This is a genomic window from Methylosinus sporium (assembly GCF_003113265.1).
In the GTDB taxonomy this organism is placed as follows: domain Bacteria; phylum Pseudomonadota; class Alphaproteobacteria; order Rhizobiales; family Beijerinckiaceae; genus Methylosinus; species Methylosinus sporium.
Genome location: NZ_PUIV01000023.1, coordinates 1 through 21,830, shown reverse-complemented (window position 1 = coordinate 21,830; position 21,830 = coordinate 1). Strand labels below are relative to the sequence as shown.

Annotated in this window: 21 protein-coding genes; 13 read left to right on the top strand and 8 right to left on the bottom strand. The window is 66.0% G+C overall.

All coding sequences use genetic code 11. The annotated features are described in order from the left end of the window. Nucleotides 1–54 precede the first annotated feature (54 nt). Complete coding sequence (locus tag C5689_RS13500) at nt 55–1,086, bottom strand: cysteine synthase A (protein ID WP_108917795.1); 1,032 nt, start codon at nt 1,084–1,086, stop codon at nt 55–57. 63 nt (nt 1,087–1,149) lie between these two features. Next, a complete protein-coding gene (locus C5689_RS13495) occupies nt 1,150–2,040 on the bottom strand; it encodes an aldose 1-epimerase family protein (RefSeq protein WP_108917794.1) in 891 nt (296 codons plus the stop codon). 314 nt (nt 2,041–2,354) lie between these two features. Between C5689_RS13495 and C5689_RS13490 the strand changes: the two genes are divergently transcribed. The 13 genes from C5689_RS13490 to mazG all read left to right on the top strand — a co-directional run bounded on the left by C5689_RS13490 (nt 2,355) and on the right by mazG (nt 16,361). Continuing rightward, nucleotides 2,355–3,377, top strand: coding sequence for a COG3904 family protein (locus tag C5689_RS13490; protein ID WP_158271810.1), 1,023 nt, complete (start codon nt 2,355–2,357; stop codon nt 3,375–3,377). 243 nt (nt 3,378–3,620) lie between these two features. Then, nucleotides 3,621–5,441 (top strand): single-stranded-DNA-specific exonuclease RecJ, encoded by a 1,821-nt coding sequence (recJ, locus tag C5689_RS13485; protein WP_174800249.1) that lies wholly within the window; start codon nt 3,621–3,623, stop codon nt 5,439–5,441. Nucleotides 5,442–5,713: 272 nt separating this feature from the next. After that, on the top strand, nt 5,714–6,667 hold the full coding sequence (locus C5689_RS13480) for a septal ring lytic transglycosylase RlpA family protein (RefSeq protein WP_108917792.1): 954 nt from the start codon (nt 5,714–5,716) through the stop codon (nt 6,665–6,667). A gap of 138 nt (nt 6,668–6,805) precedes the next feature. Then, nucleotides 6,806–7,996 (top strand): D-alanyl-D-alanine carboxypeptidase family protein, encoded by a 1,191-nt coding sequence (locus C5689_RS13475; RefSeq protein ID WP_108917791.1) that lies wholly within the window; start codon nt 6,806–6,808, stop codon nt 7,994–7,996. After that, nucleotides 7,993–8,712, top strand: coding sequence for a dTMP kinase (tmk, locus tag C5689_RS13470; protein WP_108917790.1), 720 nt, complete (start codon nt 7,993–7,995; stop codon nt 8,710–8,712). The genes C5689_RS13475 and tmk overlap by 4 nt, the downstream gene beginning before the upstream one ends. After that, nucleotides 8,709–9,782, top strand: a complete 1,074-nt coding sequence (locus C5689_RS13465; protein ID WP_108917789.1) for a DNA polymerase III subunit delta' — start codon at nt 8,709–8,711, stop codon at nt 9,780–9,782. The genes tmk and C5689_RS13465 overlap by 4 nt, the downstream gene beginning before the upstream one ends. 9 nt (nt 9,783–9,791) lie before the next feature. Further along, nucleotides 9,792–10,307: a DNA-deoxyinosine glycosylase gene (locus C5689_RS13460; RefSeq protein ID WP_174800248.1), complete on the top strand. Its 516-nt coding sequence runs from the start codon at nt 9,792–9,794 to the stop codon at nt 10,305–10,307. Between the two features lie 68 nt (nt 10,308–10,375). Beyond that, complete coding sequence (metG, locus tag C5689_RS13455; protein WP_255461788.1) at nt 10,376–11,950, top strand: methionine--tRNA ligase; 1,575 nt, start codon at nt 10,376–10,378, stop codon at nt 11,948–11,950. 42 nt (nt 11,951–11,992) lie between these two features. Further along, nucleotides 11,993–12,478 (top strand): hypothetical protein, encoded by a 486-nt coding sequence (locus C5689_RS13450; RefSeq protein WP_108917788.1) that lies wholly within the window; start codon nt 11,993–11,995, stop codon nt 12,476–12,478. A gap of 13 nt (nt 12,479–12,491) precedes the next feature. Next, entirely contained in the window at nt 12,492–13,292 is an 801-nt protein-coding gene (locus tag C5689_RS13445; protein ID WP_108917787.1) for a TatD family hydrolase, read from the top strand. Next, a complete protein-coding gene (locus C5689_RS13440) occupies nt 13,289–14,086 on the top strand; it encodes an MBL fold metallo-hydrolase (protein ID WP_108917786.1) in 798 nt (265 codons plus the stop codon). Before C5689_RS13445 ends, C5689_RS13440 begins: the two co-directional genes overlap by 4 nt. 514 nt (nt 14,087–14,600) lie before the next feature. Beyond that, nucleotides 14,601–15,257 carry a cold-shock protein gene (locus C5689_RS13435; RefSeq protein WP_108917785.1) on the top strand — a complete coding sequence of 219 codons (657 nt, stop codon included), beginning with the start codon at nt 14,601–14,603 and terminating at the stop codon, nt 15,255–15,257. Nucleotides 15,258–15,542: 285 nt separating this feature from the next. After that, nucleotides 15,543–16,361 carry a nucleoside triphosphate pyrophosphohydrolase gene (mazG, locus tag C5689_RS13430; protein WP_108917784.1) on the top strand — a complete coding sequence of 273 codons (819 nt, stop codon included), beginning with the start codon at nt 15,543–15,545 and terminating at the stop codon, nt 16,359–16,361. A 37-nt stretch (nt 16,362–16,398) separates the two neighbouring features. Here mazG and C5689_RS13425 read toward each other — a convergent pair whose 3' ends face one another. The 6 genes from C5689_RS13425 to C5689_RS13400 form a co-directional block, all read right to left on the bottom strand. Then, entirely contained in the window at nt 16,399–17,052 is a 654-nt protein-coding gene (locus C5689_RS13425; protein ID WP_108917783.1) for a glutathione S-transferase family protein, read from the bottom strand. A gap of 9 nt (nt 17,053–17,061) precedes the next feature. After that, entirely contained in the window at nt 17,062–17,388 is a 327-nt protein-coding gene (locus tag C5689_RS13420; protein WP_108917782.1) for a DMT family transporter, read from the bottom strand. A gap of 55 nt (nt 17,389–17,443) precedes the next feature. Further along, complete coding sequence (hflX, locus tag C5689_RS13415) at nt 17,444–18,838, bottom strand: GTPase HflX (protein WP_108917781.1); 1,395 nt, start codon at nt 18,836–18,838, stop codon at nt 17,444–17,446. A 93-nt stretch (nt 18,839–18,931) separates the two neighbouring features. Then, the gene (gene hfq / locus C5689_RS13410; protein WP_108917780.1) at nt 18,932–19,201 is read right to left on the bottom strand and encodes an RNA chaperone Hfq; all 270 of its coding nucleotides are present in this window, start codon (nt 19,199–19,201) and stop codon (nt 18,932–18,934) included. A gap of 260 nt (nt 19,202–19,461) precedes the next feature. Further along, the gene (gene ntrX / locus C5689_RS13405; RefSeq protein WP_108917820.1) at nt 19,462–20,826 is read right to left on the bottom strand and encodes a nitrogen assimilation response regulator NtrX; all 1,365 of its coding nucleotides are present in this window, start codon (nt 20,824–20,826) and stop codon (nt 19,462–19,464) included. A 12-nt stretch (nt 20,827–20,838) separates the two neighbouring features. Continuing rightward, on the bottom strand, nt 20,839–21,830 hold a 992-nt coding region (locus C5689_RS13400), incomplete at its 5' end, for a sensor histidine kinase (protein ID WP_244594697.1).

Sequence of the window (21,830 nt, the reverse complement as noted above, 5' to 3'; positions counted from 1 at the left end):
AAATAGCGTAAAGCGCCGCAATAGTCACCCGAAGCGTCGGCGCGCGCTTATCCCTCACACAAACCCCGGATCGATCGTCCCCGTCCGCTCGAGCCAGGCCGGCGTCGGCAGATTCTGCCCGCGTAGGAAATCGAGATTATAGAGCTTGGAGGCGTAGCGCGTGCCGAGATCGGCGAGGATGGTCACGATCGTATGGCCCGGCCCCAGCTCCTTGGCGAGGCGGATCGCGCCCGCGACATTGACGCCCGAGGAGCCGCCGAGCAGCAGGCCTTCATTCTCGGCGAGATCGAAGAGAATGGGCAGCGCCTCCGTGTCCGGGATCTGATAGGCGAGATCGATCGGCGCGCCCTCGAGATTGGCGGTGATGCGGCCTTGGCCGATGCCCTCGGTGATGGAGGAGCCCGAGGCCTTCAGCTCGCCGGTCGTATAATAGGAATAGAGCGCCGCGCCGAGCGGGTCGGCGATGGCGATTTTCACGGAAGGCTTGCGCTCCTTCAGCGCAATGCCGATGCCGGCGAGCGTGCCGCCCGTGCCCACCGCGCAGACGAAACCGTCGATCTCGCCCTCCGTCTCGGCGAAAATCTCCGGCCCGGTGCCGCGAATATGGGCGTCGCGATTGGCCACATTGTCGAATTGATTGGCCCAGATCGCCCCTTCCGGCGTCTCCTTCGCCAACCGCTCCGCGAGGCGGCCGGAGAGCTTCACATAATTATTGGGATTGGCGTAGGGGACGGCCGGCACCTCGACCAGCTGCGCGCCTTGAAGGCGCAGCGTGTCCTTCTTCTCCTGGCTCTGCGTCTCCGGGATGACGATGACGGTGCGGAAACCCAGCGCATTGGCGACCAGCGCGAGGCCGATGCCGGTATTGCCGGCCGTGCCCTCGACGATGGTTCCGCCCGGCTTCAGCGAGCCTTCCGCTATGGCGGCCTGGACGATGGAGAGTGCGGCGCGGTCCTTCACCGAGCCGCCCGGATTCATGAATTCGGCCTTGCCGAGAATGCGGCAGCCGGTGGCCTTGGACGCCGCCTTCAATTCGATGAGCGGAGTATTGCCGATCGCTTCGATGACATTGGCGGCGAATTTCATGTCGGACCCGTCCTTTGAGCGCTCAGAATTCGCGCTAGCCTATGGAGATAGAGGAAGCAAGGATTATTCCTCGCGAGGCGGCTCGCCACGCGAGAGGCGAAAGGTCGCGGCGTGGACGGCGCTCTCGCCGGGCGCGAGAATCCGCATCGACGGCTTCTCGTAGAGATCGCCGGAAAAATCCTCCGGGTCGCCATGGCCTGTCCAGGCCTCGATGCAGAGAAAAGGCGCCGGCGGCAGCGACCAGAGCGCGATATGGGGAAAATCCTCGAGCTCGATCGTGAGAACGAGCCCGTCGCCATTGTCGTAAAGGAGACGGCGGCTCGCGGCGCCCAGAAAGCACAGCGCCTCTTTCTCGAGGAGCGCCGCCGAGAGCGGCAGCCTCTTTCCGGCGAGTGGAATCGCGCGACGTCGGTCCGAGAACAGCCCGCCCGGCGCGATGACCGGGACCTCGCGGTTTTCCTCCCGATCGAAACGGATGGCGTGCGGGAAGGGGGAGTCGTCGAGCGGCCAGCGGAAGCCCGGATGCAGCCCGCAGGCGTAGGGCAGGGGCCGCGCGTCCCGATTGGCGGCGGCGAGGGCGACGCGCAGCTTGCCCGGCCGCAGCGCGAAATGCGCCTCGAGGCGAAAGGCGAAAGGATAGAGAGAACGCGTGTCCTCGTCCTCCTCGAGGACGAGGCGCGCCTCGTCCGCGCTCCGCTCGAGAAGGGCGAAGCGCTTTCTCCGCGCGAAGCCGTGCAGGCCGAGCGGGAACGTCTCTCCATCGACCCGCGCGCGCCCGTCCCGCGTCCAGCCGACCACCGGAAAGAGCAGCGGCGCGGTCTGCGGCCAAACGGAGGGCTGCGGCGTCCAGATCGCCTCGACGCCGCCCGCGCGCCAGGAGCGGAGCTCGGCGCCGAGCAATGAGATTTCGGCGACGTCGAGAGAGCCGGCCGTCAAGCGAATCGTATCCATCATTCGGGGATCGTAGCGAGCCGGGCCGTGGTCTGGGAGACGGCGCACGCGGAGCGACTTCCCGGCGTCTTGCGAAATCCGGGGGGACGGCGCATTTTTCGCGTCATGGTTCGCGCGTGCGCGCGATGCTACGAGCCGGGACATTTCCGGCTCGCCCGCCGCGAGCGGTCACGACGGGCCGTCGCGCTCGAAAGGTTTCCTCGCCTATGTATTTCAGCCGTTCATGGATTTTGATCTCCGCGCTCGCGCTCTGCGCGCCGGCCGCCGCCGCGCCCACCCGCGAGCCCGCCTCCGCTCCGCGCCCAGACGGACCGCCGATGCGCGTGACCATCGTGCGCGGCGCCTATCCGGGCTGCGAGCCGAATTGTGAAGAATGGATCGCCGCGGAAGGGCGGATCGGGAAGCAGTCGCCGGCGCTGTTCCGCGCGGCGATCGACGCCGCCGAGCCGCGCAAGCCGCCGATCCTCATTCATTCGGGCGGCGGCGACGTCGATTCCGCCATAGCGATCGGCCGGCTCTTGCGCCAGAAAGGATTCCAGGTCGCGGTCGCGCGCACGGAATTCCTCGCCGAAGCCGCGCCGACGGCCGCCGAACCGGCGCGTGGAAAAATCAAAAAGCCCGAGCCGCCGCGCGCCAGGGGGTTCGCGCGCAGCCTCCAGGCGAGCTGCGCCTCCGCCTGCACGCTGATCCTCGCCGCCGGAACGCGGCGCTACGTCGGGCCGACCGCGCTCGTCGGACTTCATGAGATCGTCGTGCCGGAGACGACGGTCACCCAGACGATGCGCTATTACCGGATCCGCACGCTCACCAAGGGCGGCCGCGTGGTCTCGAAAGAAAAAGTCTTCGTCGGCGAGAAGAGTTTCGTGCGCCACATCGGCCGCTCGAAGCCGACGCCCGAGACCTATCGGCGCGTGCGCCGCTATCTCGCGGAAATGGGCGAGACCAAGGAGGTCGTCGATCTGATGATGACCGCCCCGCCCGAGAGTATGCGCTGGCTGACCCGCGCCGAGCTCGTCTCGACGAAGCTCGCGACCGACGAGCGCGGCGGGGAATCGCTGGTCGCCTATGTCCCGCCGCCGCCGCCGCCGAAATTCGCTGTCCGGCCGACCTACGAGACCTTCGTCGCGCTGCAGCGGGAGAGGGCCGCCTCTTCTTACGCGCCGTCGTCGCCGCCGTCGATCCGGCCGCCGAGCTGGCTCGAGCTCAATCGCGATTGGGCGATTCCCGTGGGCCTCTCCGGCGGCCTGCTGCTGCTGCTCATCCTATCGAGCCTCTTCAGAACCTTGCGCGGTCCCGAGCCGCAGCGATGGCGCCCGCCCGTCGCGGGCGACGCGCCCTGACGCCGGGGAACGCGAATTCGGCATGGCGGAAGCGGCGTGGCGCGTGGCGGTCATCGGCGCGGCGGCGGTCTTTTCATCGGACGACCTCCGCTCGGGACATCCCGGCCGATCGCCTGAATAGCGAGGAGAGGGACTCGGCGGATTTTCGGGGGATCGGCGGGCGCGGCGCGCCTTGTCTCATTGACCGGCCGCATGGCCGCGGCGATGCTCGGCAGACGATTCCCTCTCGTCTCCCGAGTCTCGATGCTGGACAAAATCGCCGGAAACGACCGGCCGCCCTTCCTCGGCGTCGAGCGCTCCGTTTCGGGGCGCGTCTGGCGCGCGCGGCTGCGGCCGCAGGAGGAGGTCCAGGCGAGCGCCATCGCGCAACTCCACGGCCATGGCGATCTTCTCTCCCGCGTGCTGGCCGGGCGGGGGATCACCCAGGAGACAGCGGCGACCTTTCTCGCCCCCACATTGCGCGAACTAATGCCCGATCCGCTCGTCCTGCAGGAAATGGATGCGGCGGTCGAGCGGCTCGCCCGCGCCGTCGAGGCGAGCGAGCAGATCGCCCTGTTCGGCGACTATGACGTCGACGGCGCGGCATCTTCGGCCCTCTTCGCCGAATTTCTGGAGGCGGCCGGCTGCCCGCGACCCTTCCTGCACATTCCCGACCGCATTCTGGAAGGCTACGGCCCCAACGTCGAAGCGATCGCCGATCTACGGGCGAGGGGGGCGAACCTTCTGGTGACGCTCGACTGCGGCACGACGAGCCACGCCGCCCTCGCCTCGGCCCGCGCGTCGGGTCTCGACGTCATCGTCGTCGACCATCATCAGGCGCCCGAGCTGCTTCCCGAGGCGATCGTCGTCAACCCCAACCGCGCCGACGACCTCTCCGGTCTCGGCCATCTCTGCGCGGCCGGGGTCGCCTTCATGACGTTGGCGGCGCTGGCCCGCGAGCTACGCCGGCGCGGACATTGGACCGACGCCCGGCCGCAGCCCGATCTCCTCGCGGGGCTCGATCTCGTGGCCCTGGCCACGATCGCAGACGTCGCGCGGCTGCACGGCCTCAACCGCGCCTTTGTGGCGAAGGGCCTCGCGGTCATGCGGGGCCGCGCGCGCATCGGCCTTTCGGCGCTGCTGGACGCCGCCCGGGTGGACGGGCCGCCGCGCGCCTATCATCTCGGCTTCGTTCTGGGCCCTCGCATAAACGCCGGCGGACGCATCGGCGACGCGGCGCTGGGGGCGCGGCTGCTGACGCTGCGCGATCCCATCGAGGCGGCTCGCATCGCCGCCGAGCTCGACCGGCTGAATGTCGAGCGGCAGGCGCTGGAGAAGGCCACTCTGGAAGAGGCGGAGGCCGAGGCGGATCGACAAATGATGCGCTCCAACCGTCTCTCCTGCCTCGTGGTCGCGGGCGAGGGATGGCATCCGGGCATTGTCGGAATCGTCGCCTCGCGGCTCAAGGACAAGTTCAAGATTCCCGCCTTTGTCATTGCGAAGACAGGGGAAGTCTGCTCAGGCTCAGGCAGAGGCTCGAGCGGCGTCGATCTCGGCCGCACGGTGCGTATGGCCGTCGACGAGGGCCTTTTGCAAAAGGGCGGCGGCCATGCGATGGCGGCCGGCGTCACGCTGGCGCGCGATCGAATCGACTCCTTCCGCGCCTTTATGAACGACGCGCTCGATGATGACGTCGCGCGCGCGCGCGACGCCGATGCGCTGCTCGTCGACGGCGCGCTGACGGCGCGCGGCGCGAGCGTCGATTTCATCCGCGGGCTCGAGCGGGCGGGGCCCTTCGGCGCCGGCAATCCCGAGCCGCTCTTCGTTTTTCCCGACCAGCGCATCGTCGATTCGGCGGTGGTCGGCTCCTCCCATGTGCGGGCGCGGCTGCAATCGGGCGACGGGGCGCGGCTCGACGCCATCGCCTTTCGCGCCGTGGGAACGCCGATCGGCGACGCTCTGCTCGACGGACGCGGTCGGCTTCTGCATGTCGCCGCCCGACTCGGAGCCAATGTGTTTCGCGGCTCCGAGCGCGTGGAGACGCGGATAGCCGATCTCGCCCGGCCGGATCGCGAAACATGGTGAACACCGCGCTACGCCTGGAGATCGCAGGACAATTGCGGCGTCGAACGCCGCATATGCCGCAATTTGGTCGCAATCTGCCTCTCTCATTGCAAAGCTCGAGGATGCGGGAGAGGGAGCGCGCGACGCGTTAACTCTCGAGTAAGTCGGGCGCGAGACATTGAGGCGTGCGGTCGCGCCAATTCGAGGTTTTCGGAGCCCGCCGCCGGCGTCGTTCCGCAGGTCGAGCGTTGGAAGCGAGCCGTCCCCCCATTTCGAGCGAATGCGCGCCTGACATGAGATCGAGACTGCCGGACTTTCGCATTTCCATCGCGCTTCTCGGCCTTTGCGCGCTGGCCGGGTGCTCTTCCGCCCCGCCCGCCGTTCAGAGGGTCGCGCGCGCGCAGATCGACCCGCGCTATGGCGTGGCGCCGAGCCCGCGCGTCGTCGCCGATGGCGAGGAGGTGCCGCGCGGCGGCGGCTATTATATGGTCGGCAAGCCCTATCAGATCGCCGGCAAGACCTATTATCCGAGCGAGAAGGCCTATTCGGCGACCGGCCTCGCCTCCTGGTACGGATCCGATTTCCACGGGCGCAAGACGGCGAATGGCGAAGTGTTCGACAGCGCCTCGATCAGCGCCGCCCATCCCACTCTGCCGCTGCCGAGCTATGCGCGCATCACCAATCTGCGCAATCACCGCTCCATGATCGTGCGCGTCAACGATCGCGGCCCCTATCATGGCGGGCGCGTGATGGATGTGTCGCGGCGAGTCGCCGAAGCGCTGGATTTCTACCGCGTCGGCACAGCGCATGTGAAGGTCGATTATGTCGGCCGCGCCGCACTCGCCGGATCGGACGACGCCAAGCTGCTCGCCACGCTCCGCGAGGACGGCCGGCCGGCGACTCTGCCGGGCGGCGCGCCGATCATGGTCGCGACCAATCTGCGCGAGCCGCCGGCCCGCGTCGCTCGGCTCGAGCGCGCGGAGGAGACGCAGCCGGAGCGCGCGGCCCTGTCCCGCGCCGAACAGCGGGAAGAAGAGATCGCCACTCGCGCCGAGGCGATCGACATCGAGAGCCCACGGCGCGCCGAGCCGCGCGCCGTCGAGAAGGAGCCGGTCTCGACCATTCCGACTCCTATTTCTTCCAAAGCCTTGGCCATGGCCAAGAGCGCGCCCTTGCCGCCGTCGCGTCCCTTCGATCTCGGGACCGCTTCCTCGCGCAATGTCCGGCTGAGACAAGCGCTCAATTAACCTCGATGCCGCGGGCGCCGTCCGAGCGTCGCGCGAGGCCGTTGCTTTCTGCCGCCCGACGCGCCACATTTTAGCGGAACTCATTGCGTGGGGCCGTCGACGCGCTCCGACGGCGTTTCGAACGAAGGCGAAAGACGCGTGCCTGTCTCCCTTCCCAAATCCCTCATCCGCCTCGGCTTTGTCGCGGCGGCTCTCGCCATCGCGCCGGCGGCGGCCTTGGCTCAAGGCTTCCAGACCAGCGCCCCGCACGCCATTCTCGTCGATGCGGGAACCAGAACAGTGCTGCTCGAAAAGGGCGCCGACGACTATGTGACGCCGGCCTCCACTGTGAAGATCATGACCGCCGAAATCGTGTTCCGCGAGATCGCCGAGGGGCGGCTGAAGCTCGACGACGAATTCACCGTCTCGGAGCACGCCTGGCGCAGCGGCGGCGCGCCCGCCGGCGGCTCGGCCATGTTCCTCGCGGTCAACAGCCGGCCGCGAGTCGAGGATCTGATCCGCGGTCTCGTGATCGACTCCGGCAATGACGCCGCGATCACGCTCGCCGAGGGCGTCGCGGGATCGGAAGAGGCTTTCGTCGGCCGCATGAACAAGCGCGCCTCTGAACTCGGCCTGACGAAGTCCGTTTTCGGCAATCCATGGGGGAAGGCCGGGCCCGACCAGAAGGTGACGCCGCGCGAGATGGTTCAGCTCTCGGCGCATGTCATCAAGACCTATCCCGACCTCTATCGCTATTTCGGCGAGAAAGAGTTCACCTGGAACAAGATCAAGCAGCAGAACCGCAATCCGCTGCTCACCATGAGCCTCGGCGCGGATGGGCTCAAGACCGGCAATATAGACGATTCCGGATTCGGCATGGTGGGCTCCGCCGTGCAGGACGATCGCCGGCTCATCGTCGCCGTCTATGGGCTGCGCACGGCCAAGGACCGCGCCGAAGAAGCACGCAAGCTGCTGCAATGGGGCTTCCGCAATTTCGAGGAGAAGGCGCTGTTCAAGGCGGGCGAGACCGTCGGCACGGCGCAGGTCTATGGCGGGACGGCCGGGACCGTGCCGCTGACCTCGCCGAACGACATCAAGGTGCTGCTGCAGCGCGGCGGCTCTGAGAAGCTCTCCGGCAAGATCGTCTATGAGGGGCCGCTGATCGCGCCGATCGAGGCGGGGACCAAGGTCGCCAAGCTCGAGGTCCGCCGCGGCTCGACGCTCGTGCTGGAGCAGCCGCTCGAGGCCGCAGAGACCGTCGAAAAAGGTTCGCTGGCGAGCCGCGCCTTCGACGCGGCCTATGAATATGCCGCGGGCGCCATTCACAACAAGCTGTCGAAGAAGCAATGAGCGCAGAGCCGCCGCTCGGCCCGGCGCGTGGGCAGGACAAGGGCCGCCCCGGCAAGTTCATCACGCTCGAGGGCGGCGAAGGGGCCGGCAAGTCGACGCAGATGCGCCGCTTGCAGGAACGCCTCGCGCAAAGGGGCGTGGAGGCGATCGCGACGCGCGAGCCCGGCGGCTCGCCCCATGCCGAAGTGCTGCGCGAGGCGCTGCTCGGCGGCAAGGCGGCTTCGCTCGGCCCGCTCGGCGAGGCGATCTTGTTCTCCGCCGCGCGCATCGATCATCTCGATCGGCTGATCAAGCCGGCGCTGGCCCGCGGCGCCTGGGTCATTTGCGACCGTTTCGCCGATTCGACGCGCGCCTATCAGGGCGCGCGCGGCGGCGTCGATCCGCGGCTGATCGCTCTGCTCGAGCGCGTCGCGCTGATGGGCTCGGCGCCCGATCTGACCATCATCCTCGATCTGCCGCCCGAGATCGGCCTCGAGCGCGCGCATCGGCGGCGCGCGCCGGACGTGGCGGCGGACCGTTTCGAGCGCGAGGGGCTGGAGTTTCATCGCGGACTGCGCCAAGCCTATCTCGACATAGCCGCGAGCGAGCCCGGCCGCTGCTGCGTCGTCGACGCTCTGGCGCCTGAGCAGGAAGTGGCCGAGGCCATTTGGCATGTCGTCGAAGCGCGTTTTTTTCGGCCCGAGATCGTCATTCCGTTGAAGAGCGTGGTGGCGTGAAGCGCGACGTCGAGGCTCCGCCCGAAAGCGATCGTTTCGCCGATCTCCCGCATCCGCGCGAGACCTTCGCGCTATTCGGCCACGAAGCCGCCGAGAGCGAGCTGCTCGACGGCTTTCGGCGCGGCAAGCTGCCTCAGGCCATACTCATCGGCGGGCCGGAAGGGATCGGCAAGGCGACGCTGGCCTGGCGCCTCGCGCGCTTTCTGCTCGCCCATCCCGACGCCTCGAGGCCGGAAGCCGCGAGCGCAGAATCGCTCTTCATCGCCGAGGAGGCGAGCGTCAGCCGGCGCATGGCGGCGCTGGCGCTGCCCGATCTCTTTTTGCTGCGGCGCGAGTGGAACGAGAAGACCAAGAAACATTTCATGGAAATCCGCATCGAGGATGTCCGCAGGCTCATCCATCTCTTCCAGCAGAGTTCGGGCGAAGGCGGCTGGCGCGTCGCCATCGTGGACAGCGTCGACGATCTCAACCGCTCCAGCGCCAATGCGCTGCTCAAGCTGATCGAAGAGCCGCCGGCGCGCTCGCTGTTCCTGCTCGTCGCGCATCAGCCGGGCCGCGTGCTGCCGACCATCCGCTCGCGCTGCCGCAAGCTCAATCTCGCGCCTCTGGCCGAGGCCGACGTCATCGCCGCGATAAGGGCGCTGGGCGCGCCCTGGGCCGAGGCGCAACAGGAGACGCTCGCCGGCGCGGCGGCGGGGGCGGAAGGCTCGGTGCGTGAGGCGCTGCGCCTCTTGGACGGCGACGGCGTCGCCTTCGACACGGCGCTGCGGGCGATGTTCGCACGCCTGCCGCAAGTGGATTGGCTCGCCGTTCATTCGCTCGCCGACCGGCTCGCCGGACGCGACAATGAGCAGGTCTATGAGACCTTCATGAGCGGGCTCTATCGCTTCCTCGATTCCACCGTGAGAGCGAAGGCCGGCGAGGGCGCGAGCGCGACGAGCCTCGCCCCTTATGCGCGCGCATGGGAGCGCATCGGTGAAGCGGCGCGCGAGACGGAAGTGTTCAATTTCGACAAGCGCGGGCTCATTCTGCAGGTGTTCGCCGATCTCGAAGAAGCGGCGCGCCGATAGAGGTTTTCTTTGGACGTCATTCCGACATCGAAAGGCTTCCCGCCGGTCTCCCGCGCCGACGCGCGCGTGCTGATCCTCGGCTCGCTGCCTGGGCAGGTCTCGCTGGCGCGCGTCCAATATTACGCGCAGCCGCGCAACGCCTTCTGGCCGATCATGGGGCTGCTCTTCGGCGCCGCGCCGGAGCTTCCCTATGAGGAGCGTCTCGCGCGGCTGACCGAGAGGGGCGTCGCTTTGTGGGACGTCTGCGCGCAAGGGCGGCGGCCGGGCAGCCTCGACCAGAAAATCGACACCGCCAGCGTCGTCGTCAACGACATAGCCGGCTTTCTGGTCACGCATCCGCAGACGGCCCTCGTCTGCCTCAATGGCTGCAAGGCGGGCGATCTCTATCGCCGGATGGTCGCGCCGGCGCTCGCTGCATCAGCGCCGCCCAGCATGGTCTTGCCTTCGACCAGCCCGGCCCATGCGGCCATGAGCTTCGATCGCAAGCTCGAACATTGGCGGGCCGCGCTCGCGCAATCGATCTAGTCAGGAATTTTGCTGCGCCGCACGCCTTCCGCTTCCCCGCCGCGGCAAAGCGCGCTAGACCCTTGCCCATGGCTGAACGTCCGACCTTCATGATCACCACCGCCATTCCCTACGCGAATGGCGCCCCGCATATCGGTCATGCATATGAACGCATCGCGACCGACGCTTTCGCGCGCTTCAAGCGGCTCGACGGCTTCGACGTGCTGTTCGTGACCGGAATGGACGAGCACGGCCAGAAGATGCAACGCACCGCCGAGCGCGAGGGGCTGACCCCGCAGCAGCTCGCCGACCGCACCGCCGGCCAGTTCCAGACCATGGGCGAGACGCTGAACGCGCTCGCCGACGATGTCGTGCGCACGACGCAGCCGCGCCACGCCGAGGCGGCGCTCGAGATATGGAAGCGCATGGAGGCGGCGGGCGAAATCTACCTCGCCAAATATTCCGGCTGGTATTCGGTTCGCGACGAGGCCTATTACGACGAGAGCGAGATCAGCGAGGTCGAGGGCAAGAAGCTCGCGCCCACGGGCACGCCGGTCGAATGGGTGGAGGAGGAGAGCTGGTTCTTCAAACTCTCGGCCTATCAGGAGAGACTGCTCGCCCATTATGAGGCGCATCCCGATTTCATCACGCCAGAGAAATACAGAAACGAGATCGTCTCCTTCGTGAAGCGCGGCCTCACCGATCTCTCGATCAGCCGCACCACTTTCGACTGGGGAATTCCCGTGCCGGCGAAGCCGGAGACCAATTCGCCGCATGTGATGTATGTGTGGGTGGACGCGCTCACCAATTACATCACCGCGACCGGCTTTTTGACCGGGGAGGGGGATCGAGCCCGCTTCTGGCCCGCGAACGCCCATGTGATCGGCAAGGACATCACGCGCTTTCACGCGATCTATTGGCCGGCCTTTCTGATGTCGGCCGGCGTTCCGCTGCCCGAGCAGATCGTCGTGCACGGCTTTCTGTTCAGCCGCGGCGAGAAAATGTCGAAATCGGTCGGCAATGTCGTCGATCCGATCGATCTCGCGCAGCGCTATGGCGTCGATCAACTGCGCTATTTCTTTCTGCGCGAGATTCCCTTCGGCCAGGACGGCAATTATTCACATGAGGCGATCGTCAACCGCATCAACGCCGATCTCGCCAATGACCTCGGCAATTTGGCGCAGCGTTCACTGTCGATGATCGCCAAGAATTGCGGCGGCGTCGTCCCGACGCCGGGCGAATTGACCGAGGCCGACCGCGCGCTGCTCGCCGACGCCTCCGCCGCGCTGGGCAAGGCGCGCGAGGCGATGGACGTCTATGCGCCGCATCTGGCGCTGGCGGAGCTGTTTCGCGTCGTCGGCGACGCCAATCGCTATTTCGCCGGCGAGGAGCCCTGGGCGAAGAAGAAGACCGACCCTAAGCGCATGGAGACGATCCTCTATGTGACGGCTGAAGCGCTGCGGCGGCTCGCCATTCCGCTGCAGCCTTTCATTCCCGCCGCGGCCTCGGGCCTGCTCGATCTGCTCGGCGTCGCGCCCGGCGCGCGCGATTTCGTCCATGCGGGCGAAAAGGACGCGCTCACGGCCGGCGCGCCGCTTCCTGCGCCTGCGCCCGTCTTTCCGCGTTATGTGGAGGAGGGTGAGGCGCAAGGCGCCAAGAACTGACGGGAGCAGCAGATGAAACGATCGCGAGCGAGCCTTCTTCGAATGGTGGCGACGGTCGCGACTCTGCTCTGGGCCGGCTCGTCCCTCCATGCCGAAGGCTGGCGCCTTTATCGCAACGCCCGTTTCGGAACGACAGCTGTCGTGCCGAAGGACTGGACGATCGGCGCGGCGCCGGAGAATGACGATGGACGCGTCTTCACCTCGCCGGACCGAAGATCGGAAATCACCGTTTATGGCGGCTATCGTAGCTTTCAAAAGGAACAGGAGATCGCCGATCGGCTCGCGCCCGGCGAGGGCGAGACCGTCACCTATCGCAAGCAGGCCAAGGACTGGCTCGCGGTCTCGGGAACGAAAGGCGACCGCATCTTCTATCGAAAGTCGATACTGTCCTGCCGCGGAGCGATCTGGAATACTGTCTCCATCGAATATCCGGCTTCGGACAAGAAGAAATTCGACGCGCTGGTGACGCGCGTCTCGCATTCGCTGCGCCCGGGACGGGCCGACGAAGCGCCGACCGATTGCCGCTGACGAGGCGAAATAAATGCTCATCGACACACATTGCCATCTCGACTTCCCCGATTTCGCTCCCGAGCAGGAGGAGGTCGTGGCGCGCGCCCGCGCGCAGGGCGTCGCGCGTTTCATCACCATCTCGACCCATGTCGAGAAATTCGCCGCGATCAGCGCGATCGCCGAGCGTTACGAGGATGTGTTCTGCACGGTCGGCACACATCCCAACCACGCCCATGAGGAGCGAGAGGCGAGCGCGGCCGAGCTCGTCGCGCTGGCGCGCCACGAGAAATGTGTCGGCATAGGCGAGGCGGGACTCGACTACCACTATGACAAAGCCCCGCGCGAGCTGGCGCATCGCGTTTTCCGCGCCCATATCGCCGCCGCACGCGAGAGCGGGCTGCCGCTCGTCATTCACTCGCGCGACGCCGACGCCGATTGCGCCGAAATTCTGCGTGAGGAAATGGGGAAGGGGGCTTTCAAGGCCCTGCTCCATTGCTTCACCAGCTCGCGCGCCCTAGCCGAGACGGCTGTGGAGCTCGGGCTCTACATCTCCTTTTCCGGCGTGGTGACGTTCAAAAATTCCGGCGAACTGCGCGAGATCGCGCGCGACGTGCCGCTGGAGCGTCTGCTGGTGGAGACCGACGCGCCATTCCTGGCGCCCGTCCCGCATCGCGGCAAGCGCAATGAGCCAGCCTATGTCGCCGATACGGCACGCACGCTCGCCGCGGCCAAGGGCGTTTCCTTCGAGGAGATGGCCGCGCAGACGACGGCCAATGCGCTGGCGCTTTTCTCCAAAATGACGCCGATCGAAACACGGCGAGCCGCCGAATGAGCCTTTCCGTCACAATTTTGGGCTGCGGCTCCTCCGGCGGCGTTCCGCGCGTCGGCCAGGGCTGGGGCGCCTGCGATCCCGCCAATCCCAGGAATCGCCGCCGGCGCTGCTCCATATTGGCGACGCGGACCGAGGGAGACGCGCGGACCAATGTGCTGGTCGACACTTCGCCCGATCTGCGCGAGCAATTGATCGACGCGAAGGTCGACCATCTCGACGCAATCCTCTTCACCCATCCGCACGCCGATCACACCCATGGCGTCGATGACGTGCGCGGCCTGGTGCTGGAGAGCGGCCGCCGCATTCCGGCTTATCTGGACGAGCCGACGGCGAAAATGCTCACGGATCGCTTCGACTATATCTTCAAGACGCCGCCGGGCAGCTATTATCCGCCGCTGCTCGACGAGCATCGCATCCATCTCGGGCGAGAAGTGACGGTGGAAGGCCCGGGCGGCGCCATCGCGGCCACGCCGTTCCGGCTCGACCATGGCGATATGGACGCGCTCGGCTTTCGCATCGGCGGCCTGGCCTATACGCCAGACCTCAATTCCGTGCCGCAGGAGAGCTTCCGCCATCTCGAGGGGCTCGACGTCTGGATCATCGACGCGCTGCGCCACAAGCGTCACAGCACGCATCTCTCCGTCGGCGAGGCGCTGGAATGGGTCACTCATTTCAAGCCGCGCCGCGCGATTCTGACCGATCTGCATGTCGATCTCGACTATGACGCGCTGGCCGCGACTCTGCCGGAGAATGTGACGCCGGCCTTCGACGGAATGCAGATCGCTCTGGCCTAGCCGGCGATCCGAAAAGCCGCAATATCCATGACCCGAGCGCGATCGGCGCCGCGCCGATCGAGATTTAAGTTCCATAATATCGATTATGCGATTTTTGTTTCGCAAACTCTCCGGATTTCAGGAGCTTGCTCGGATTTCAGGAGCTTGCTCGGCGGAGCCCGCCCCTCGCCTTGCGGCGAGGGTGAGATATGGCTACGTCATTTGCCGCGCTCGCGCCACTTTTGAGGCTTTCGATCAAAGAGTTCATGCGGACGATTCGTCGCGCGGCGAACAGCGGAGCCGGGATTTTTCGATCTCGCTGGCGAATTCATCTAGCCAGAGCCGGCCGCTTCCTGGTAAAAAGGCGATTGCGCGGGACTATATGGCATTCAACTGGCACACTTACGAACGCACCGGAACCGGCTCTCCGCGAGATGCCGGCAGACGCGCGCGTCGTGGCGCATTGCGCTCGGCGAGAGGCCGTGCATGTGGCTATAGCGGTCTTTTGGCGGATGGCGGAGACGAGTACTAAGACATGAGCAGCAAAGGTCGAGACTTCCGGGGACCCAGAAAGCGTGGGTTCGACGACGACCCCCCGTATGGCTATGACAGCCCGCGGCCGAGCCGGCCGCCACGGTCGCCCTTCGGCGGAGGAGGCGGATTTTCCGATTCGCCGCCCCCGTCTTCGAACGAGCCTGCCGTCGACGCGGTCGTCAAATGGTTCAAGCCGGAGAAAGGCTTCGGCTTCGTCGAGCTGGGCAATGGCACAGGCGACGCCTTCCTGCATGTGGGCGCGGTTCAAGCTGCGGGCTATGAAGCCCTGCCGCCCGGAGCCAAGCTGAAAGTGCAGGTATCGAGCTCCGTCAAGGGCCAGCAGGTCTCGCGCGTGCTCGAGGTCGATCTTTCGACCGCGGCCGCCGAGCGCCCGCGCAGCAGCGGCTTCGACCGTCCGCCGCGGCGTCAGGCTCCCGATCCGTCGACGGCCGTGCCGGTCTCCGGCAAGGTCAAATGGTTCGACGAGACCAAGGGCTTCGGCTTCGTGCAGTCGAACGACGGCGGCAAGGACGTCTTCGTCCATATCTCGATCCTTGGTCCCTCCGGCGTCAATCATCTCGCCGAAGGCCAGCCCGTGACGATGCAGGTCGTCGACACGGCCAAGGGTCGCGAAGCGCTGTCGATCACGCTCGACTGAGACGCTGAATCGGCGAGCCGCAAGTCGTTTCTCGGCTTGCGGCGACGCGCGCCTCACGGCTGCGATAATCAAGCCCCTCGGATGCGCAAGTCGGGTCCGAGGCGCTGTCGTTTGCAAGGCGTACTACGGCCCCGGACCCTCGGATCGACTGCGGAGGGCGGTAGACCAAGGGCGCAGTCGAAATCCGGCACTCATGTTAGAGCAAAGCGTCTCGAATTCCTCGCCTTTTTTCCTGCGCCCTGCTGCGTCAAAACAACGCGTCGCTCGCGCTTTCGAGGCGCATCGATGACGCAGGAGCGCATCACGCGCCTTCTCGGCATTATGGCGGCGCTGCGCACGCCAGGGACCGGCTGTCCCTGGGACCTCGAGCAGAACTTCGCCAGCATCGCCCCCTATACGCTCGAAGAAGCCTATGAGGTTGTCGACGCGATCGAGCGCGGCGATCTCGGCGATCTGCGAGACGAGCTCGGCGACCTGCTTTTGCAGGTCGTCTTCCACGCCCGGCTGGCCGAGGAGAGCGGCGCTTTCGTCTTCGCGGATGTCGTAGAGGCGATAAGCGAAAAGCTCATCCGTCGTCATCCCCATGTGTTCGGCGATCGCTCGGCTGCCTCGGCCGAAGATGTCGCCGTGCAATGGGCGCAAATCAAAGCGCAGGAGAAGAAGGCTCGCGCCGAGCGGCGTGGAATAGAGGAGTCCGGCGGCCTGCTGGACGGCGTTCCGCCCGCCCTGCCCGCTCTGACGCGCGCCGTGAAGCTGCAGGAGAAGGCCGGCAAAGTCGGTTTCGATTGGGCCGACGCCCGGCTCGTGCTGGAAAAAATCCGCGAGGAGACGCTGGAAGTCGAAGCGGAGCTCGGCGAAGCCGGCGCGCCGCCCTCGCCCGCCGTGGCCGAAGAAATCGGCGATCTTCTTTTCGCGGTCGCCAATCTGGCGCGCCATGTCGGCGCCGATCCCGAGCAGGCGCTGCGCGGCGCCAACGCCAAATTCGAGCGGCGTTTCGGCTTCATCGAGCGCACGCTGGCGTCCAAGGGAACGAGCCCACGAGAATCGACGCTGGACGAGATGGAAGCGCTTTGGCGAGAGGCGAAAGCCGCCGAACGGAAATGAACCTGGCCAATCTCGCGATCGTCGCGGCGACGCCCGGTCACTTTTCGAATTTTTCGAGCGTCCAAGGCTCCGCGCGTCCGCTTTCCACCCATTCCCGATAGGCCGGCAGAGCCTCGATCGCGCGCATATAATCCTGCGCCTGGGACGAGACGTCGAGCAGATAGGTCGAGAAGCGGCAGACGACCGGCGCGAACATGGCGTCGGCGGCGGAGAATTCGCCGAACAGAAACGGTCCATGCGCGCCGAAGCGCTCCCGCGCATTGCGCCAAGCGGCGTCGATGCGGGCGATGTCGGCCGCCGCCGCCGGACTCGGCGACGCGATCGCGCGCGGGGCCCGGCGGAAATTGGTGGGGTATTCGCCGCGCAGCGCGGTGAAGCCGGAATGCATCTCCGCCGAAAGCGAGCGCGCCAGAGCGCGCGCCGCCGGATCCCGCGGCCAGATCGCGAGATCAGAAAAGCGCTCGGCGATGAATTCGACAATGGCGAGCGATTCCCAGACGAGAATTTCGTCGCAGCGCAGCGCCGGGACTTTGCCCGCGGGCGAGAAGGCGAGGAGCTTTTCTTTCGACTCCGGCCCATAGAGCGGGACGAGGCTTTCCTCGAAAGCAATGTCGAACTGTTTCAGCAGCAGCCAAGCCCGCAGCGACCAGGACGAATAGGCCTTGTTGCCAATGAGCAGATTGAGAGTCATGGAAAATCCTCAATGCGCGGTCTGGGAAAAGAGGCTCAACACGACGACCCCGGCAATGATTAGGCCCATGCCGGCCATTTCGCCGGCGTTGAGCCGCTGATGAAAGGCGAACCAGGCGACGACCGCGATCAGCGCCTGGCCGACGCCGGACCATATCGCATAGGCCACGGCGACCGGAATGCTGCGCAGCGCCAGCGACAGCAGAAAGAAGGACACGCCATAGCCGAGGACGACGATGACCGACGGCAAAGGCTTGGAAAAAGCCTCGCTCGCCTTGAGCGCCGAGGTGCCGACGACTTCGGAGAGAATAGCGACAATCAGATAAACTCGATCCATTGATGCGTTCCGCCGGTTCGAAGGCCTCGGGGCGCGAGGCGCTCCGAGAGGGATTTTAGCGCGCGCGCCGCCTGGATGAAGCTTCCGCCCGCACTTCGGCTTGCGGATAGCGTCGCGTCACTCCGTCGAAACGCTCCGGCGCGACGCGCACCACGAGCCGCGCGCGGCCGTCCGCCAGCGTCTGGCGGTCGAGAACCTCCGTATGGGCGTGCAGCCATGCGATGCCCGCGCCGTCGGCGGGGTCGAGCTCGACCTCGAGCCGAATGCGGCCCTCGGCGAGGCGCGTCTCTATCCGCTCGAGCAGAGCGTCGAGCCCCTCCCCCGTCAGCGCCGAGACGAGCGAGGGGCGATCCGCGCCTTTGCGGCCGCGCGCGGCGATGCGCAAAGCTGCGAGCCGATCGGCGTCCAGCGCGTCGATCTTGTTCCACACCTCCAGAATGCGCGTCCCCGCCTCGCCGGACAGGCCGAGTTCGCCGAGAATGGATTCGACGTCGGCAGCCTGCGCCTCCCAATCGGGATGCGAGACGTCCCGCACATGCAGGATCACATCGGCGAGCGTCACTTCTTCGAGCGTGGCGCGGAAGGCCGAGATCAGCATGGTCGGCAGATCGGAAATGAAGCCGACCGTGTCCGAGAGCAGTATCTTGGCGCCATGCGGCAAGCGGATTTGGCGCAAGGTCGGATCGAGCGTCGCGAACAGCATGTCCTCCGCCAGCACGCCGGCTTTGGTCAGGCGGTTGAACAGCGTCGATTTGCCGGCGTTGGTGTAGCCGACCAGCGCGACGACCGGATAGGGAACCTCGCGGCGCTTCTTGCGATGCAGGCCGCGCGTGCGCTTGACCTGATCGAGGTCGCGCTCGATGCGCGCCATGCGCTCCTCGATCAGGCGGCGGTCCGTCTCGATCTGCGTCTCGCCGGGTCCGCCGAGAAAGCCGAAGCCGCCGCGCTGGCGCTCGAGATGGGTCCAGCTGCGCACGAGGCGCGATTTCTGATAGGCGAGATGGGCGAGTTCCACCTGTAGCGCGCCTTCCTTGGTGCGGGCGCGGCGGCCGAAAATCTCGAGGATCAGCCCGGTGCGGTCGATGACCTTGGCGCCGAAGGCTTTCTCGAGATTGCGCTGCTGCACCGGCGAGAGCTGGCAATCCATGGTGACGAGTTCCACCTCGGCGGCTTTCACCGTCTCGGCGATCTCCTCCACCTTGCCTTTGCCGAGATAAGTGGCCGGCCGCACGTCATGCAACGAGACGCCGATCTCGCCCACAATGTCGAGATCGATCGCCTCGGCGAGGCCGACCGCCTCCGCCAGACGAGCGACCGGATCGCGCTCCGCCCCCTGCCCCGCTCCGCTCTCCGATGGCCGCGCCCGCGTCGGATAGGGACCGACCACGAGCGCTTTCGTGGCCGCGCCGGCCGTCGTCTGATCCTTCGACGCTGATGTTTTCTCGTTCAACCCGACCTCGGCCCGCCGAGCGAAGCGCCTCGCCAGCGTCTTTTGATTTATGCGGGACTCTTCAAAAAAGCGCCGCCCTTTCGCAAATCCCGCTCAGCGATGGCGTTCCGGCGCGCTCTGCTCGCCTTCTTCGCCCGGCTCGAACATATGGATCGGATGACCGGGCATGATCGTCGAGATCGCATGTTTATAGACGAGTTGGGAGTGCCCGTCGCGTCGCAGCAGGAGGCAGAAATTGTCGAACCAGGTCACAATTCCCTGCAATTTGACGCCATTGACCAGAAAAATCGTGAGCGGAACCTTGTTCTTCCGCACGTAATTCAAAAACGTATCCTGGAGATTCTGCGCGCGTTCGGAGGACATCGGCTATCCTGTTCTGTTTTTCGTTATCGGGGCGATTGTGTCGCTCTTATCGGTCATAGCCATCCGCCCGCACATTAGAGCCCGCGCCGGCGCGATGCGCAAGGCGCAAACCCTTCCTGCGGCGAAAGGCCTCCACTTACGGTTCTGTAACCCGCTGTTTCGACGAGTTTACGACGAGACGAAACGCATCAACTAGAGCCAAACAGCCGCAGAGCCAATAGGAATTTTTTACAACGCTTTGTATCGCCGAGATTTGTCGCTCATTCTATGGACAGCGATTTCAACTTGCGATGGAGCGCCGATCGCTCCATTCCGATGAATTCCGCGGTTCGGGAAATATTGTTGCTGAAGCGATTGAGCTGAGCGATCAAATATTCTCGCTCGAACACTTCGCGCGCTTCGCGCAGCGGCAGGCTCATCAGCTTCTCGCCGCGCACGCCGGCCGGCGTCGAGGGCACGAGCTGGCCGATCTCGGACGGGAGCATTTCGGCCGAAACCTCCGCGGTCGCGTCGCCGGCGGTCAGAATCATCAGCCGCTCCACATTGTTGCGCAGCTGACGGATATTGCCGGGCCAATCATGCAATTGCATCACGGCGAGCGCATCCTCGCTGATTTTGCGGCGCGGCATTCCGGATGTCGCCGAGACCTGCTCCATGAAATATTCGATGAGTTCGGGAATATCCTCGCGCCGCTCGGCGAGCGAAGGGATGCGAATCGGCACCACCGAGAGGCGGTGGAAGAGGTCTTCGCGCAGAGCGCCCTCCTCGATCGCGGAGGTCAGATCGCGCGCCGATGAGGAGATGATGCGCACATCGACCTCGACTCGCGCGGAGCCGCCGACGCGCTGAAAGTTCTGCTCGACCAGAACGCGCAGAATTTTCGACTGCGTGTCCTTGGGCATGTCGGCGATTTCATCGAGGAAGAGCGTGCCGCCATGGGCCTCCTCGAGCGCGCCGATCTTGCGCGGAGCGTCGCCGCCCTCGCTGCCGAACAGCTCTATCTCCATATTTTCCGGCGTGATCGTCGCCGCATTGATGACGACGAAAGGACCATTGGCGCGCTGCGACGCGGCATGGATGCAGCGCGCGGCGAGTTCCTTGCCCGAGCCCGGCTGGCCGGTGATGAGCACGCGCGAATTGACCGGCGCAACGCGGGCGATGACCTGTTGCAGCTGATGCGCCGGAAAGGAACTGCCGACGATGCGGTCCGAGGCGCCGGCGCGCTGGCGCAGCGCGCTCAATTCGCGGCGCAGATGCGAGGCCTCGAGCGCGCGCTCGGCGACCAGCACGAGGCGATCCGCCTTGAAGGGTTTTTCAATGAAATCATAGGCGCCGAGCTTTATCGCGCTCACCGCGGTCTCGATATTGCCGTGGCCGGAGATCATCACCACCGGCAGGTCTTTATGCTGCTTCTGGACGATCTCCAGCACCTGCATTCCATCGAGGCGCGAGCCCTGCAGCCAAATGTCGAGGAAGACGAGATGCGGGCGGCGCTGCTCGATCGCCGCCAGCGCGCCATCGGCGTCCTTGGCGGTGCGCACGCCATGGCCCTCGTCGCCGAGAATGCCGGCCACCAGCTCTCTGATGTCTTCTTCATCGTCGACGATGAGAATGTCGCTGACCATATTCCTCACCATTCACGAAGTCCGCGCCCGTCCCTCGCCCGCCGCCGAGCCGGCCTCGCCGAGCGGAATGAACAGACGCACGCAGGCGCCGATCCCTGAAGGGGCGTCGAGCAATTCGAGTCGTCCGCCATGGTCCTCGATGATCTTGGCGACAATAGGCAGGCCGAGCCCCGTGCCTTCGGCGCGCGTCGTCATATAGGGTTCGAGCAGACGCTGCCGGTTGAAGGCCGGAAAGCCTTTGCCATTGTCCACCACATCGATCTCCGCCATGCCGTCCCGCACCCCGAGGCTGATGTCGATCCGCTTGGCGTCGAGCGCAGCGACGTCCTCGCGCGCCGCTATGCCCTCGGCGGCGTTCTTCACAATGTTGGTCAGCGCCTGCGACAGCAGCCGGCGATCGAACACCGCGAAGACCGGCGCCTCCGGCAGATTGAGAGTCATCTCGACATCGTTATGGGCGACGCGCGTCAGAAAAAAGGCCTGACGCATACAGTCGCAGAGATCGTCGCGCACCGGCCGCGCCTTTGGCATTCGGGCGAAAGAGGCGAATTCGTCGACCATGCGCTTGATGTCGTCGACCTGACGCACGATCGTGTCGGTGCATTGGTCGAAGACGTCGCGCTCGAAAGTGATGTGCTTGCCATATTTGCGCTTCAGCCGCTCGGCGGAAAGCTGAATCGGCGTCAGCGGATTTTTGATCTCATGGGCGATGCGCCGCGCCACATCGGCCCAGGCGGATGTGCGCTGCGCGGTGACGAGATCGGTGATGTCGTCGAGCGTGACGACAAAATCCGAGCCGCCCTGCTGCGTGCTCGCCGAAGTGACGCGCACGGCGAGGGTCAGTTCCTTGGTGCCGCGCCTTATGTTGATCTGAGTCTGAATGGCGCGCGGAAAGGCCTCGACGGCGTCGGCGAGAATGGGCGCGATCTCGGGAAGCGCCTCCGCCGCGCGCGCGCCGATCGCCGCCGCGGCGCCATCCTTCCCCGCTCCGTCCTTTCCCGCCC